This is a genomic window from Johannesbaptistia floridana (assembly GCF_057440575.1).
In genome coordinates, this window is record NZ_JALKVM010000200.1 from 1 (window position 1) to 15,377 (window position 15,377).

13 protein-coding genes are annotated in these 15,377 nt (G+C 37.4%); 11 read left to right on the forward strand and 2 right to left on the reverse strand.

What is annotated here, in order from left to right; translation table 11 throughout:
- Nucleotides 1–215 precede the first annotated feature (215 nt).
- Nucleotides 216–1,739: a hypothetical protein gene (locus tag MW688_RS13310; protein WP_486736494.1), complete on the reverse strand. Its 1,524-nt coding sequence runs from the start codon at nt 1,737–1,739 to the stop codon at nt 216–218.
- A gap of 298 nt (nt 1,740–2,037) precedes the next feature.
- Here MW688_RS13310 and MW688_RS13315 point away from each other — a divergent pair, with 298 nt between their 5' ends.
- The 4 genes from MW688_RS13315 (at nt 2,038) to MW688_RS13330 (ending at nt 9,362) form a co-directional block, all read left to right on the forward strand.
- Nucleotides 2,038–5,370 (forward strand): DEAD/DEAH box helicase family protein, encoded by a 3,333-nt coding sequence (locus MW688_RS13315; RefSeq protein WP_486736495.1) that lies wholly within the window; start codon nt 2,038–2,040, stop codon nt 5,368–5,370.
- A 995-nt stretch (nt 5,371–6,365) separates the two neighbouring features.
- Nucleotides 6,366–7,847 carry a type I restriction-modification system subunit M gene (locus tag MW688_RS13320; RefSeq protein WP_486736467.1) on the forward strand — a complete coding sequence of 494 codons (1,482 nt, stop codon included), beginning with the start codon at nt 6,366–6,368 and terminating at the stop codon, nt 7,845–7,847.
- Nucleotides 7,847–8,959 carry a restriction endonuclease subunit S gene (locus tag MW688_RS13325; protein WP_486736496.1) on the forward strand — a complete coding sequence of 371 codons (1,113 nt, stop codon included), beginning with the start codon at nt 7,847–7,849 and terminating at the stop codon, nt 8,957–8,959. Before MW688_RS13320 ends, MW688_RS13325 begins: the two co-directional genes overlap by 1 nt.
- 67 nt (nt 8,960–9,026) lie before the next feature.
- Nucleotides 9,027–9,362: an element excision factor XisI family protein gene (locus MW688_RS13330; RefSeq protein ID WP_486736497.1), complete on the forward strand. Its 336-nt coding sequence runs from the start codon at nt 9,027–9,029 to the stop codon at nt 9,360–9,362.
- Between the two features lie 484 nt (nt 9,363–9,846).
- Here the strand turns inward: MW688_RS13330 and trpD are convergent, their stop codons facing one another.
- Nucleotides 9,847–10,905: an anthranilate phosphoribosyltransferase gene (gene trpD, locus MW688_RS13335; RefSeq protein ID WP_486736505.1), complete on the reverse strand. Its 1,059-nt coding sequence runs from the start codon at nt 10,903–10,905 to the stop codon at nt 9,847–9,849.
- A 106-nt stretch (nt 10,906–11,011) separates the two neighbouring features.
- Between trpD and MW688_RS13340 the strand changes: the two genes are divergently transcribed.
- From MW688_RS13340 to MW688_RS13370, 7 genes are all read left to right on the forward strand, one after another.
- Nucleotides 11,012–11,371 carry a hypothetical protein gene (locus MW688_RS13340; RefSeq protein WP_486736498.1) on the forward strand — a complete coding sequence of 120 codons (360 nt, stop codon included), beginning with the start codon at nt 11,012–11,014 and terminating at the stop codon, nt 11,369–11,371.
- An 18-nt stretch (nt 11,372–11,389) separates the two neighbouring features.
- A complete protein-coding gene (locus tag MW688_RS13345) occupies nt 11,390–11,902 on the forward strand; it encodes a pentapeptide repeat-containing protein (RefSeq protein WP_486736499.1) in 513 nt (170 codons plus the stop codon).
- 18 nt (nt 11,903–11,920) lie between these two features.
- Nucleotides 11,921–12,223: an urease subunit gamma gene (ureA, locus tag MW688_RS13350; RefSeq protein ID WP_486736500.1), complete on the forward strand. Its 303-nt coding sequence runs from the start codon at nt 11,921–11,923 to the stop codon at nt 12,221–12,223.
- Nucleotide 12,224: 1 nt separating this feature from the next.
- The gene (locus MW688_RS13355; RefSeq protein ID WP_486736501.1) at nt 12,225–12,536 is read left to right on the forward strand and encodes an urease subunit beta; all 312 of its coding nucleotides are present in this window, start codon (nt 12,225–12,227) and stop codon (nt 12,534–12,536) included.
- Between the two features lie 5 nt (nt 12,537–12,541).
- A complete protein-coding gene (gene ureC, locus MW688_RS13360; RefSeq protein WP_486736502.1) occupies nt 12,542–14,233 on the forward strand; it encodes an urease subunit alpha in 1,692 nt (563 codons plus the stop codon).
- Nucleotides 14,234–14,548: 315 nt separating this feature from the next.
- Nucleotides 14,549–14,815: a UPF0175 family protein gene (locus MW688_RS13365; RefSeq protein ID WP_486736503.1), complete on the forward strand. Its 267-nt coding sequence runs from the start codon at nt 14,549–14,551 to the stop codon at nt 14,813–14,815.
- Nucleotides 14,812–15,276 (forward strand): PIN domain-containing protein, encoded by a 465-nt coding sequence (locus MW688_RS13370; protein WP_486736504.1) that lies wholly within the window; start codon nt 14,812–14,814, stop codon nt 15,274–15,276. The genes MW688_RS13365 and MW688_RS13370 overlap by 4 nt, the downstream gene beginning before the upstream one ends.
- Nucleotides 15,277–15,377 lie beyond the last annotated feature (101 nt).

The window sequence follows — 15,377 nt, forward strand, 5'->3', positions numbered from 1 at the left end:
TGTTTGGCAAGGCTTGCGCCCTTGTTTGGCAAGGCTTGCGCCCTTGTTTGGCAAGGCTTGCGCCCTTGTTTGGCAAGATATAAGGAGAATGGGCGAATTGTAGTGCGCCTCCCCTAAGAAACGCACAGGATTAGCAAAGAATTTAAAACTAAGAAGTATTTTTGTTAAGGATTAGTTAATAGGAAATAAGCTTTGTTAATTGAACTTAAGGAGGCTTAATCTAAAGAATTTTTAAGTACTCTTAGTTCATTATATTGCCAGAAGCTAAGTTGATACATCTCCCTAATCTTCCAAGCATCAGGAGAGAATCTGCTCTTTTTATTAATTGCATTAGTAGATAAAGCTATTTTAGCAATTTCAAATCTTTTTTCTGAATCATCCAGTTGATAATCTTGAATAGTCTCGTTAATCATCATGCCATCTATCAAGGCGATTTTTTTAGCTAAATAAAATCTATCTATTTCCTCACCATAAATATAGCGGAAATTCTCAATTTTTTCTCCCTGTAGCAATCGCCGAATTAAATAGATAGATGGTTTAATTTCTCCAAGAATTTTATTATTAATATCTCTCGCTAAAACATTAGATAAATAATCCTCTCTCATCAAAGGTAATTTATCTACATAATTGGTGATGGTATTATTACCTGACTCAGCGATTACTTTAGCTATGGTAAAAACATATTCTGGATTATTTACCTTGTATTTATCAAAATAGCCTAAAACCGCTAGTTCTCCCTCTAACCCAAATTCTCCCGATTGAGCTACAATTTGAGCAATACACCCTCTTTGAGATTCATTGGGATAGTTTTTATATAAATCCACAAAGGCTTGAGGTTCTCCATTTATGAGGCTATTAATAAATTCTTGGGTCGGTCCATGAATATCTAAAATACTTGGTTCTAAAATTGTATCTGTTTCAGGAATTTTGCATTGATCTAAAAATTTTTTAGTTTTACTATCACTTTGTTTAGCTAATTTAGCAATTTCTATAATATCTTTGAGACTAGTGATTCCGTACCTAGGTAAATGTTTTATAGTAGCACTACCATTAATTAGGGCATTTTTTTTAGCTATGTCTACTCGCTCTTGATGTTGATATAATCTATTTAATTCATCAAAAGCAGTCGTTTTGCCATTCATCAATCCTTCGAGTAATTCTTGACTAGCTTCTAAACTAACAGAATCTAAATTTACTCTAGATTTTGAGCTAGTTTCGGGAGCATAAATATCCGGTAAAAATTCTGTTGGATTAGTTTCTTCGGAAGACTTAGACTCAGATTGAGATTGTTGATTTTTATCAGTTTTGTTTTCAAATTGACCTGGCAGAAATTCTAGGCTTGAATTTTGATTATTGCCGTTACTAATATAACTATCTGGGAGAAATTCCAGATTAGAAGAAGTATCTGTTACTGATGACTGCTTTTTACCCGTTAATTGTTCTGCTAAATTATTAATTTTGTACTCATGTAGATGCTTAAAAGTACCCTGTCGATCATGATTATAAGCAATTTTGGCAATACTTAATCGCTCATCTTGATTCTTGATAGCATATAAAGATATATATTTGGAGGTTGACTCAGGATTGATTCTGGCATTAGTTTTAGCAACTTTGACTCTTTGACTTTCTTGCGGGCAAACTAAATTTCTTAAGACTCCAAAAGCATTCTTATCTCCATTTAATAACTTTTCTCTAAGATCCATGCTTATTTGTGTATTATCAAAGTTATCTTCAAACATATTCCTAACAATGTTAGCTTTCCTTCGACGTTAGCCCTAGTAATTAATTTTATCATGAACTACCGCGCCATGATAGTGCGCGGTTTAGCTTTGAGCCTCTTTAAGAAACCTGGGATTATCTACAGTAGGTTGGGTTAAACAAAGTGCAACCCAACACATAACCTAAGTAAAATGTTGGGTTTCGTTGCCTCAACCCAACCTACAAAGCGCTTCGGGAGATCGCCTCTAAATTTTTTGCTGTTGCTTACAGAAAGATTTAGGGAACTATAAGTATAACTATTATATTGATTCTCTAAATATGTCATCTAACTTTGAGTTTCTAAAACCCTACTTTGAAGAACTTTTTGAACACGCAACCCAAGTAGAAACCCTCGCTAAATCATCCCCCCGCGCCTGTTGTTTTTATGCACGCTATACTCTAGAACAAGCTGTACTGTGGCTTTATGACAATGAAGCTTATCTAGAAAGACCCTCTGATGATAGCTTAGGTTCCCTAATTCATGAACAAACTTTTAAAGAAAATCTCAAACCTGGGATATTTGACAAAGTTCGCAATATTCATAAAATTGGTAATATAGCAGCCCATGATAGTCAACCGATTAATCAAAAAGATGCCCTACACATTATTAAAGAACTTTTTCAATTTCTTTACTGGTTATATCGTTATTACGCGCCAGATGGGAAGAAGCTACCAAAAGATCTGCAATTTAATCCTAATTTAATTGCTGAATCAACACAAAAAACAGATCTTAGTCTTACCGAAATTCAAGAATTACAAACTAAACTTTCTCTAGAAAAAAAGCGCAATCAAAAAAGTGAGGCAGAAATCCAAGCTTTACAGGCAGAAATCGCCGCAATTAAACAAACAAATGTGGCCGTAGATGATACCCACGACTATCAGGAAGCAGAAACCTGTGAATACTTAGTTAATATTCTTCTCAAAGAAGCAGGTTGGCCAATTTATCAAGATAATTATCAACAATACCCAGTAGCAGGTATGCCTAATACTAGTGGCAAAGGTTATGTAGACTATGTATTGTGGGGAAGTAATGGTAAACCTTTAGGAATAGTAGAAGTAAAAAGCGGTGGTAGAAGCGCTACTGATGCCAAACATCAAGCTAAACTCTACGCCGATTGTTTAGAAGAAAAGTTCCAACAACGTCCAGTTATCTTCTATACCAATGGTTATGAATATTGGATTTGGGATGATGTTACCTATCCACCCCGTCAAATCCAAGGCTTTTATAAACAAGATGAATTAGAGAGATTGATTTTTCGCCGTCAACGCCGCAAAAAGTTATCTTTAGTTAAGCCAAAACCAGAAATTGCCGGACGTAGTTATCAAATAGAAGCTATTAAACGCATTACTGATACTTTTGATAGAGAAAAACGTCGTAAGGCTTTGTTAGTTATGGCTACTGGTACAGGAAAAACTCGGGTAGCTATATCTTTGATAGATGTACTAAAACAAGCGAATTGGGTCAAGAGAGTGCTGTTTTTGGCAGATCGCAACGCTTTACTTACTCAAGCTTTTCGCGCCTTTAAATCTAACTTGCCTACGGTTACAGTAGTTAATCTGACTCAAGATCGAGATGTTCAAAGCGCTGATGTGGTTCTATCTACTTACCCAACTATTTTTAATTCTATTAATTTTCTTGACCAAAATGAACGCTTATTTAGTCCAGGACATTTTGATTTAGTCGTAGTAGATGAGGCACATAGAAGTATTTATCAAAAATATCAAGCAATATTTGAATATTTTGACGCATTGTTAGTGGGGTTGACGGCTACACCTCGTTCTGATGTACATCGTGATACCTATAGACTGTTTGACAGGGAAGAAGGAATACCTACCTATGCCTATGAGTTAGAAGATGCGATCGCCGATGGCTATTTAGTACCTCCTGAGGGGATTAATGTACCTTTTAAGTTTCTACGTCAGGGAGTAAAATACGAAGATCTTTCTCCCGAAGAAAAAACTCAATATGAGATGAAATTTAGAGACGAAGATAGTAATGATTTACCAGAGTCTGTAGATGCAGCGGCGATTAATAAATGGTTGTTTAATAAAAGTACTATCGACCAAACTCTAGAATTACTCATGGAAAAAGGATTAAAAATAGAAGGAGGAGATAGACTAGGTAAAACTATTATATTTGCTCGTAATCATGACCACGCAGAATATATAGTTAAACGTTTTGATGCTAATTATCCCCATTACCAAGGTAAATTTGCTCAAGTTATTGATAGTCATAACTCCTATGCACAAAATTTACTAGATGACTTTTCTGAGTTGAACAAAGAACCGACTATAGCTGTATCTGTAGATATGCTTGATACTGGGGTAGATGTACCAGAAGTTTTAAATCTGGTCTTTTTTAAACCTGTATATTCCTTAGTTAAATTTTATCAAATGATTGGACGAGGTACCCGTTTATGTCCTGGTTTATTTGGTGTTAATCAGCCGAAAGAAAAGTTTTATGTCTTTGATTTGTGTGGGAATTTCGACTATTTTAATGAAAATATTGTGGAAAAGGACCCAAAACCACCAGAAAGCTTATCTACTAGTTTGGTGAAACTGCGTCTTAAATTAAGTGAAGCTTTAGTAGATACCAATTCTCAAGAGTTGAGAAATTCCCTTTTAGATTATCTGCATCAACACGTTAGCAGCATGGAGAGGGAAAACTTTTTGATACGTCGCCATTTACAATTAGTAGAAGAGTTTTCCAGGCGCGATCGCTTTCTGGAATTAGATAAGCAGGATATAGACAATATTAATAATATTCTTGCTTCTTTGCCTGATTCTCTCCCCAAAGAAAACGAATTGGCGAAACGTTTTGATGTAATCTGTATTAATTTACAACTAGCTTTAGTTAATAAATATCCTAGTTTTTCAATATTTAGAGACAAAATCAAAGATTCAATGGCACGTTTACAGGTTAAACAGACTATTCCTCTAGTAAATGAACAAATGCCTTTAATTATCGCCGTACAAAGGGAACAGTGGTGGTTAGATGTTACTGTAGAGAAAATAGAAGATTTGAGAATTAGTTTACGTAACTTAGTTAGTTTTATCGATAGGGAAGAACAAGAAATTATCTATACAGATTTTGCTGATAAATTAGGACCTTTAGAAACTGGTAGAGTGATTATACAGCCAACAGGTTTTAGTCGTGAACAATATCGTAAACGAGTTGAGACTTATATAGAAGATAATTTTGATTTTCCTCCCATCGTTAAAATCCAAAGAAATCAACCTTTAACAGAGTCTGATTTAAAAAGTTTAGAAACCATGTTGTATGATCCTCAATTAATTGAAACAAAAGAACGTTTTGAGGAGGTTTATGGGAAAAATCCGAATATCATACTATTTATCCGAGAATTAGTAGGATTAGATAAAACTGTGGTTGAGGAAGCTTTTAGAGAGTTGTTAGAAGATAATCAGATTAGCGCTAATCAGAGACATTTTCTAGAGAATATCATTGACTGTTTAACTCAACACGGAGTGATGGAACCAGAATTACTCTATGAATCCCCGTTTACTGATTATCACCCCTCCGGTTTAGATGGAATGTTTAATGATGATCAAGCTGATAAAATTGTAGAGATTATCAAATCTTTTCAATGTTAAATAATTGGCGATCGCCTTTTTGAGTTTTGAAGTAATAAGTAATGAGTAATGAGTTAAAGAATTAATGCGATCGCGCTTAAAAATTGATTCTCGCCTGTTGGCCAATTTAGATAGTAGGTTGGGTTAAACAAAGTGCAACCCAACACATAACGGAAGCTGATGATTTTTAAATCTCATCATCTCTAGATATCTGCTGAATTCCTGAAGATAATTTGGTGCGTTACGCGCTTGCAGCGCTAACACACCCTACAAAATTGAGGGCGATCGCCGCAGATATTGTAGCCGCAGATATTGTAGGGTGCGTTAACGAAGTGTAACGCACCATTACTAGTAGGTTGGGTTAAACAAAGTGCAACCCAACCCAATACCTCGTAGGTTTTGGATTTTAACTTTTCTTTGAGGCAAGCAGAGGAGCAGGGAGACCGGAGCTTCAACAGAAGGATTTTCGGCTTTGTCCCCCGCCCCATGCTCCCCGCTCCCTTGCAGTCTCCACAGAGGATTTAGGCAAAACCTACGCAGTATTAGGGCCCAACCTACAAAGCGCTTCGGGCGATCGCCACAGATACTGCTGATGATTTTTCAATCTCATCATCTCTAGATATCTGCTGAATTCCTGAAGATAATTTGGTGCGTTACGCGCTTGCAGCGCTAACACACCCTACGAGACAGTAGGTTGGGTTAAACAAAGTGCAACCCAACACATAAGTTATAGCAGTGACCGCAGCCGCAGATATTGTAGGGTGCGTTAACGAAGTGTAACGCACCATTACTAGCTTTGTAATAAGACAGTAGGTTGGGTTAAACAAAGTGCAACCCAACACATAACCGAAGTAAATTGTTGGGTTTCGTTCCTCAACCCAACCTACAAAGCTCATTACTCAAAAGGGCGATCGCTTACAAGATTGACGGCAAAAACTGAAATTACCTTAACCTTCTCACTACTGCTATAATTTGATAATTATGTACGAGTAAAAGACAACAAAGAAGATAAGCCGATGATTACAGGAGAGTTAAAATCAAAAGTAGATAAACTGTGGACCACTTTTTGGAATAACGGTATCAGTAACCCTCTCTCCGTGATTGAACAAATATCTTACCTCCTGTTTATCAAGCGCCTCGATGATTTAGAATTAGCTAAAGAAAGAAAAGCCCAACGTCTCGGTAAACCTATATCTAATCCTACCTTCACTCCAGAAAATCAAGACTGTCGCTGGTCCTATTTTAAAAACTTAGACGACTCAGAAACTATGTTAAAGGTAGTCAGAGACAAAGCCTTCCCTCTAATTAAAAATCTAGGTCATACCAACGATACCTCCTATTCTCGCCATACAAAGGATGCTGTTTTTCTCATTTCTAATCCCGCCTTACTAGCTAATGTGGTGAGTCAAATTGACCAAATACCTATGGAAGATAGGGATACCAAAGGAGACTTATATGAGTATATGCTATCTAAGTTGACTACAGCAGGTACTAATGGGCAATTTCGCACCCCACGGCACATTATTAACATGATTGTGGAAATTATGGCGCCAACAGCCCAAGATATTATTTGTGACCCTGCCTGTGGTACAGGAGGTTTCTTAGTAGCTGTCTCAGAATATTTGCGCCGTCAAAAGGATGATGAGGGTAACTATATACTAAATGCGCCGGGTAACAGAGAACATTTTATGAATGAAATGTTCCACGGTTTTGACTTCGATGCCACCATGTTGAGAATAGGCAGTATGAATCTGATGCTGCATGGTATTGAAGACCCAGATATAGAAGCCAGAGATTCTCTCGCCGAAGAAAGTGGAGATGTGAAAGAAGCCTATACTCTCATTTTAGCGAATCCACCATTTAAGGGTTCTGTGGAAAAATCAACCATAGCAAAAGACCTAACTAAGGTATTTAATACCACTAAAACAGAATTATTATTTTTAGCCTTGTTTCTGCGTCTACTCAAAGTAGGGGGAAGAGGTGCGGTAATTGTGCCAGATGGAGTATTATTTGGGTCATCAAAAGCCCATAAAACCATTCGTCAAGTAATAGTAGAACATCATAAGTTAGAAGGGGTAATTTCTATGCCGTCAGGAGTATTTAAACCCTATGCAGGAGTATCAACGGCGGTATTGATATTTACTAAGTTAGGAGTAGTGCAAAATGGCACTGATGCAGTGTGGTTTTACGATATGGAGGCAGATGGCTACTCTCTAGATGATAAGCGCCAGCCGATTGAGGAGAATGATATACCAGAGATAATTAAGTGTTGGCAGCAAAGGAATGTATATCGGGATAATAATCGCGCTTCTAAGTCATTTTTTGTGCCTAAGTCGGAGATAGAGGCGAATGGTTATGATTTGTCTATTAATCGTTATAAACAGGTAAGTTATGAGGAGGTGGAGTATGAGTCTCCCCGAGTGATTTTGCACCAGTTGATGTCTTTAGAAGATGAAATAAGAGAGGATTTACAGGCGTTGGAGGCGATGTTGGGGTGATGCAAGAATTTTCAAGGGTTGCTATTTCTGAAGTGGCAAGCGTTTTTAATGGAAAAACTCCTTCAAAAGATGAGCAACGCTACCGTGGTCATCCTGTATTAAAAATTAAAGATATTTCGGATCAGGGAGTATTTAAAGGCTTATTTGAATCCTATGTTGATCAAAGCTTTGTTGACAAATTTAAACAAAAATTGATAAATGAAGAGGATATTTTAATTCTTAATGCTGCCCACAACGCTGATTATGTAGGTACAAAAATTTATAAAGCTGACAAAAATGTCAAAAACGCTTTGGCTACTGGGGAGTGGACCATAATCAGAGTAAATAAATCAGTTCTTGACCCTAGTTTTGCATATTACTGGATGTTAAATGGCAGAACAAGACATGAAATTAAACAGTTAGTCAAAGGAATTCATCTTTATCCCAAAGATATACTGAGGCTTACAATACCTCTACCCCCCCTAGAAGAACAAAAACGCATTGCAGCAATACTAGATAAAGCATACGAAATAAGACGCAAGCGCCAGCAGGCAATAAAGTTAACGGAGGAGTTGTTGCGATCGCTCTTTTTGGAGATGTTTGGCGATCCTCTGACTAATCCTAAGGGGTGGGAAATGAAAAAATTTATAGACATTATCAAATTAAAAAGAGGTTACGATTTACCTCATCAAGACCGCATTGTAGGACAATATCCAGTGATAGCAGCGAACAGTATTATAGGCTATCATAATCAATATAAAGTCAAGGGGCCAGGAATAATAACTGGGCGATCAGGAACATTAGGTAAAGTTATGTTTTTTGAAAAGGATTATTGGCCTCTAAATACAACATTGTATTCTGAAAATATAAAAGGAAATAATCCAATTTATTTAACTTATTTTTTACGAAATTTTAAGTTAGAAAGATTTACCAGAGGCACTGGTGTTCCAACATTAAACAGAAACTTGATACATTCAGAATTAGCTCCATATCCACCTATTAGCTTACAAAATTCTTTCGCAGACCTAGAAAAAAAAATACAATCACATATTAACAAAATAACTATATTATTACAAAAGTCTAACGATCTCTTTAATTCCTTACTACAAAAAGCCTTTCGAGGCAAACTATAAAAAAATAACTTGAGGATAAAATTATCAGTTTATTCAGTTTCAACCCGGAATTAGAGGAGATTGTCAAATGGATTCACTCATAAATAAATATCGCCAAACTATTAAGAAACTATTCCTAGAATATGCTAACTTTCTAGAAGATCAAGAAATAACGATAAAACTAGTTTGTGACCAAGAAAATAACCATTACTTATTAGTAGAAACAGGTTGGAAAAATGACTACCGAATTTATGGCACCTTGTTACATTTAGATATTATTGGTGATAAAATATGGATTCAACATGATGGCACAGAAGACGGCATCGCAGAAGAATTAGTGAAAGCAGGAATTCAAAAAGACCAGATTATTTTAGCTTTTAAGCCTCCTGAAATTAGACCTTACACTGGATTTGCTATTTCTTAATAAGTTTGAGATAAAAACTATAAGAGCAATATAGCAATTCTCATACTGGTGAGGTACAGAGGTTATCCTTTTGAGGCAGGAGGCACCGAGGCAGGAGGCAGGAGTTATAGCAGTGACCGCAGTGGTGATAAATGTTGTTAACACTACTGCGCTCGCTGCTATAACTAATTAAACGGACATGATATTACACTGGATTTGCTATTTCTTAATAAGTTTGAGATAAAAACTGTAAGAGCAATATTAGAGAGCGATCGCCCTTGACAAACAAATATTTAGGGTACGGGTGAAAAAATAAGCTTTAGTGAGGAGGTAGGCTTTGAGGTTAAAGGTCGTGCAACCCAACATATAATAGTTGGAGACCACGGAGTTAAATTGTTGGGTGTAGTGACCAAGGGCCCAACCTACTGACTCATTACTCAACCACCACCAGTAACATTAGGTAAAGATGCAAGATCTGAGTCACCCTAGGGATAGAAAGTAAAAACTAACTAAGAAAAGCAACTAAAGCCTCTAACTTGGACCAAGCCGCGCCACTGGTTAAGATTTCTCGTGCTAAACTAATACCCGCCTGGTGATCCTGCCAAGGTACAATTTCCCCTACTTGTAGAGCAAGAGCACTATTTAAAACCACAACATCTTGCTGAGCTGAAGTCCCCTTGCCTTGAAGAACATTGCGCAAAATCGCCCCATTTTCCTCCACATTACCACCAGCTAAAGCCGTGAGAGGTTGAGACTCTAAACCAAAATCTTCAGGAGTAATAACAGTGTAGGTAACCTGATTATGAGAAAGAAGAGCTAAATCAGTAGGGGCACCTAAACCCGCCTCATCTAACTTCTCCCGACCATGAAGAACAATACCACGGGGGAGATTGAGTAAATTGAGAGCTTCAGCCATACAGGAAACAAATTTGGGGTCAGAGACACCAATAACTTGACCTGTAGGAAACAGAGGATTAACCAAAGGACCCAATAAATTAAAAACAGTACGAATTTTTAAAGTTTTGCGTAAAGGTGCCACACTTTTTAAAGCAGGATGCCAGCCAGGGGCAAACAAAAAAGTAATACCAACTTGATGGAGAGCAGCTTCTACCAAGGCAGAAGGAGCAGTTAAATTCACACCCAAATACTCTAAAACATCGGCAGAGCCAACCTTAGAAGAAGCAGAGCGATTACCATGTTTAGCTACTTTTACTCCAGCAGCAGAGGCCACAAAGGCTACAGCAGTAGATATATTAAAAGTAGAAGCACCATCTCCTCCAGTGCCACAGGTATCAATTACAGGAACGGTATAATTAGAAGAAGTAGAGCGATCTTTTTGAGTCTTCAAGGATTGAGTTTGTAAAACCCGAGCCATTCCCGCTAATTCAGCTCCCGAAAATCCCTTGGCATTGAGAGCGGCTAAAATAGCTCCAGATAAAACTGGAGGAATAGCCTCTGTGAGCCAACCTTCCATGAGTTGAGTAGCTTGATTTTCTTCAAGAGACTGTTTATCTAGTAGTTGTTGGAGGAATTCAGACCAAATGGGGGCAGTGTGCATAGTTATTCACCAAAAAAAACAGCTAAATTGCCAATGTTCAAAGAACAATATACATTATTAGAAAGCTGTACCAAAATTTGTATGAGAAATTAGGATTAATAGAAATATGACTATGGTAAAGTACGAAGATAAACCCGAAAGAGTTGTGAGGTTAACTAGACGTGAGCGTTTAGAAATAGAACGAATACAAGAAGAGCGTTTACAAGAGCAGAGGATGAGTGAAATTGTTTTGATTCTAGGAAATCTCTTTGCTAGGGAAGAAGCTACAGTTAAATTGGTTCTAAGTTCTCTCTATGATGTAGGTGCAGCTAATCTGATTAATAAAAACGTCCGTTTTCGTCCTATGAATAAACTACTTAAAGCGATCGCCACTATGTCTAAGCCAGCTTTTTTGATAGTAGGCTATCGTTGGTTTAAAAGTAATTGCCCCCAATTAATCGCTGAATGGTTAGAATCTAAAGTGACTTTTTAAATCAGAGGATTGAGGTTAATGTTAACAACAAGTAAATTGTTAAAAGTGATTTGTCTGGGTTTTTTACTCCTAGTGCTAATGGTAAACACCGCTCCTAGCTTAGCTTTGACTAAGTTACCAGATACCCTGAGATTTGATAACATGGATTTACGGGGTGAAGATTTGAGTGGTCAACAGTTGCAAACCGCTGAGTTTAGTAAAGTAAAGTTAGAAGACTCTGACTTGAGTAATGCTAATTTAATAGGCGCTGTTTTTAATAGTGTAACCTTGAATAGAGCTAATCTGAGAGGTATTGATTTTAGTCAAGGTGTTGCCTACTTAGCTCAATTTGATAACGCTGATTTAACTGATGCTATCTTTGTAGAAGCTTTATTACTGCGCTCATCATTTAAAAATGCCACAATCACAGGCGCTGACTTTAGCCAAGCGGTTTTAGACAAAGAACAAATTAAACAACTTTGCAGTTATGCTAAAGGTGTAAATAGTAAAACCGGGGTGGCAACTCGTGATTCTCTATTTTGCTATGATTAGATGAAGAGACAAATATAAATGCAACTATCTCCTCAAGAAAAAGATAAACTATTAATCTTCACGGCAGCTTTACTAGCAGAAAGACGCAAAGCTAAAGGCTTAAAATTAAACTACCCAGAAGCGGTAGCTTATATTTCTGCTGCTATACTCGAAGGTGCTAGAGAAGGGCGCACAGTATCAGAATTAATGAGTTATGGGAAAACTTTGTTAACACGAGAAGATGTGATGACAGGTATACCAGAAATGATTCTAGAAGTGCAAGTAGAAGCAACTTTTCCCGATGGAACTAAATTAGTAACAGTACATAAACCAATTATCTGACATGATTCCAGGCGAAATTATTACCAGCAAGGGAACTATTGAATTAAACCAAGGACGTCTAACCTGTACAATAACAGTAGGTAACTCCGGCGATCGCCCTATTCAAGTTGGTTCTCATTTTCACTTTTTTGAAGTAAACGACGCCCTAGTATTTCCCAGAGAAGTAACTAAAGGGATGCGTCTCAATATACCCGCAGGCACAGCAGTTCGTTTTGAACCAGGAGACGAAAAAGAAGTAGAATTAGTCGCTATCGGAGGGAGTAGAGAAATCTATGGCTTCAATGGCCGTATTAATGGTTCTCTTGGGGAGTAAAAATTATGAGTTATAGAATGGATAGAGATGCCTACGCAGCTACATTTGGTCCCACAGTAGGAGATCGCCTGCGTCTTGCAGATACAGAGTTATTTATAGAAGTAGAACAAGACTACACTATTTACGGCGAAGAAGTAAAGTTTGGTGGTGGGAAGGTAATTAGAGATGGTATGGGTCAATCTCCTATTACTCGCGCTGATGGCGCTGTAGATGCAGTCATTACTAATGCTTTGATTCTCGATTGGTGGGGCATAGTTAAGGCTGATATCGGTATAAAAGACGGGAAAATATTTAAAATAGGTAAAGCTGGTAATCCCTATGTTCAAGATGGTGTAGATATTATTATCGGTCCTAGCACAGAGGCGATCGCTGGTGAAGGCATGATTTTAACCGCCGGAGGTATTGATAGTCATATTCATTTTATCTGTCCTCAGCAAATATCTACAGCCATTGCCTCTGGAATTACTACCATGATTGGTGGTGGTACTGGTCCAGCCACGGGTACAAATGCAACAACTTGTACTCCAGGTGCTTGGAATCTCCACCGTATGTTAGAAGCCTCTGAAGCTTTCCCTATGAATTTAGGCTTTTTGGGTAAAGGCAATAGTGCTAAATCAGAGGGGTTAGTAGAACAGGTTGTAGCCGGAGCTATGGGATTAAAACTACATGAAGACTGGGGAACCACACCAGCAACCATAGATACCTGTTTACAAGTAGCCGATGAATACGATATTCAAGTAGCGATTCACACCGACACCCTCAATGAGGCGGGATTTGTAGAAAATACCATTGCCGCCTTTAAAAATCGTGCCATTCACACCTACCATACCGAAGGCGCGGGAGGTGGTCATGCACCAGATATTATCAAAGTCTGTGGTCAAGCCAATGTTTTACCCTCTTCTACTAATCCCACACGACCATATACTCTCAATACCCTAGAAGAACATTTAGATATGTTGATGGTATGTCATCATTTAGATAAGAGTATACCCGAAGATGTGGCCTTCGCTGAATCCAGGATTCGCCCGGAAACTATTGCTGCCGAAGATATTTTACATGACCTAGGCGCTTTTAGTATGATTGCCTCGGATTCTCAAGCTATGGGTAGAGTGGGGGAAACAATTATGCGCACTTGGCAAACTGCCCACAAAATGAAGATTCAAAGAGGGGAATTAGCCGATAATTTACGGGCTAAACGTTATATTGCTAAATATACTATAAACCCAGCTTTAACCCACGGAATCGCCAATTATGTTGGTTCTGTGGAAGTGGGTAAATTAGCAGATTTATGTCTATGGCGTCCTGCCTTTTTTGGTGTTAAACCAGAAATAGTGATCAAAGGAGGTATGATTGCCTGGTCTCAAATGGGGGATGCTAATGCTAGTATACCTACCCCAGGACCAGTATTTATGCGTCCTATGTTTGCTAGTTATGGTCGGGCTATTGCTTCTACTTCTTTAACTTTTGTTTCCCAAGCGGCGATTGATGCTGATATTGCAGGTCAATTGAATTTAGCGAAGAAAACAGTTGCTGTATCTGACACACGCAACCTAACTAAGCAAGATATGAAACTCAATGACGCTTTACCAGAGATTGAAGTTGACCCGGAGACCTACGAAGTCAAAGCTGATGGTGAATTGTTGACTTGTGAACCTGCTACAAGTTTACCCCTAGCACAACGTTATTTTCTCTTTTAGCAGTAGGTTGGGCCCTTGGAATACGAAACCCAACAATCCATAGCATGTAAATACTTAAAAAAATAATTCGCGCCTTCTACATTCATTAGCATGAGTTGGGAGACTTCACAAGCATGGTTTAAAATTGATTGTTTTTGAGTAGTATACTATAGCATGGCTGTTTTATTCTAAAATTTTCCTTAAAAATTAGTACATAAGTTCTGGTGGAAGATCTGAGTTAACCGAGCAGTATTGGCAAAGAAGCTTGACGACAAACAGGTTGAACTGCTATGCTCAAATTGTGAGCTTAAAAAAGCGCCAGAAAAATTTTTTAAAATGCAAATAACTATAGAACTACCGGAAGAAATTGGGCATCAACTTCAGCAAAGTTGGGACAATTTACCGCAAAAAATCTTAGAATCTTTAGCCCTTGAAGCTTATCGTCAAGGGCTGATAACATCTGCTCAAATTCAAACTCTGTTAAAATTTCCTTCTCGCTGGCAAACTGAACAATTTTTAAAAGAAAACCAAGCTTATTTAGACTATACTGAAGAAGATTTAGCTAATGATTTAGAAAACCTTAATCAGTTGCTATCAGAATGATTATTGTTGCTGATACTTCTCCCCTTTGCTATTTAATTCTCATTCAGGAAATTAACTTATTACCTCAACTATTTGGTAAGATCTATATTCCTCAAGCCGTTGCTCAGGAATTAGAACATGAAGATGCACCCATTCAGGTTAAAAATTGGTTGAAAACCTCACCTAGCTGGTTAATGATTAAACCTAATTTATTAGTAAATGATAATTCGTTAAATCATCTACACTTGGGAGAGAAACAGGCTATTTTATTAGCTGAACAACTTAAAGCTAATTTACTTATTTTAGATGAAAAATCAGCTAGGAAAACGGCACAAGCAAGAGGCTTAAAAATTACTGGACTATTAGGAATTTTACAAAAATCATATAGACAAAATTTGATTGATTTGTCTGTTGTCATTCAAAAACTACAAACTACTAACTTTAGAGTTGCTCCTTCTTTACTTCGCTCTTTATTACCATAAATTGATTCTCCCTTGTTGGCCTATTTAGTACTTTTGTGAGGCTCATATCTTCCACCAGTACTTATGTACTAAATTAACCTCAGAAAAAGTTCATTTCTCTT

Bases quoted from the DNA above. Each gene is read 5' to 3' on its own strand.
- MW688_RS13330 (WP_486736497.1), top strand. From the start codon at position 9,027: ATGGATTCACTCATAAATAAATATCGCCAAACTATTAAGAAACTATTC.
- MW688_RS13345 (WP_486736499.1), top strand. From the start codon at position 11,390: ATGTTAACAACAAGTAAATTGTTAAAAGTGATTTGTCTGGGTTTTTTA.
- MW688_RS13365 (WP_486736503.1), top strand. From the start codon at position 14,549: ATGCAAATAACTATAGAACTACCGGAAGAAATTGGGCATCAACTTCAG.
- MW688_RS13315 (WP_486736495.1), top strand. From the start codon at position 2,038: ATGTCATCTAACTTTGAGTTTCTAAAACCCTACTTTGAAGAACTTTTT.
- ureA (WP_486736500.1), top strand. From the start codon at position 11,921: ATGCAACTATCTCCTCAAGAAAAAGATAAACTATTAATCTTCACGGCA.
- MW688_RS13355 (WP_486736501.1), top strand. From the start codon at position 12,225: ATGATTCCAGGCGAAATTATTACCAGCAAGGGAACTATTGAATTAAAC.
- ureC (WP_486736502.1), top strand. From the start codon at position 12,542: ATGAGTTATAGAATGGATAGAGATGCCTACGCAGCTACATTTGGTCCC.
- MW688_RS13340 (WP_486736498.1), top strand. From the start codon at position 11,012: ATGGTAAAGTACGAAGATAAACCCGAAAGAGTTGTGAGGTTAACTAGA.
- MW688_RS13320 (WP_486736467.1), top strand. From the start codon at position 6,366: ATGATTACAGGAGAGTTAAAATCAAAAGTAGATAAACTGTGGACCACT.
- MW688_RS13370 (WP_486736504.1), top strand. From the start codon at position 14,812: ATGATTATTGTTGCTGATACTTCTCCCCTTTGCTATTTAATTCTCATT.
- MW688_RS13325 (WP_486736496.1), top strand. From the start codon at position 7,847: ATGCAAGAATTTTCAAGGGTTGCTATTTCTGAAGTGGCAAGCGTTTTT.
- MW688_RS13310 (WP_486736494.1), bottom strand. From the start codon at position 1,739: ATGTTTGAAGATAACTTTGATAATACACAAATAAGCATGGATCTTAGA.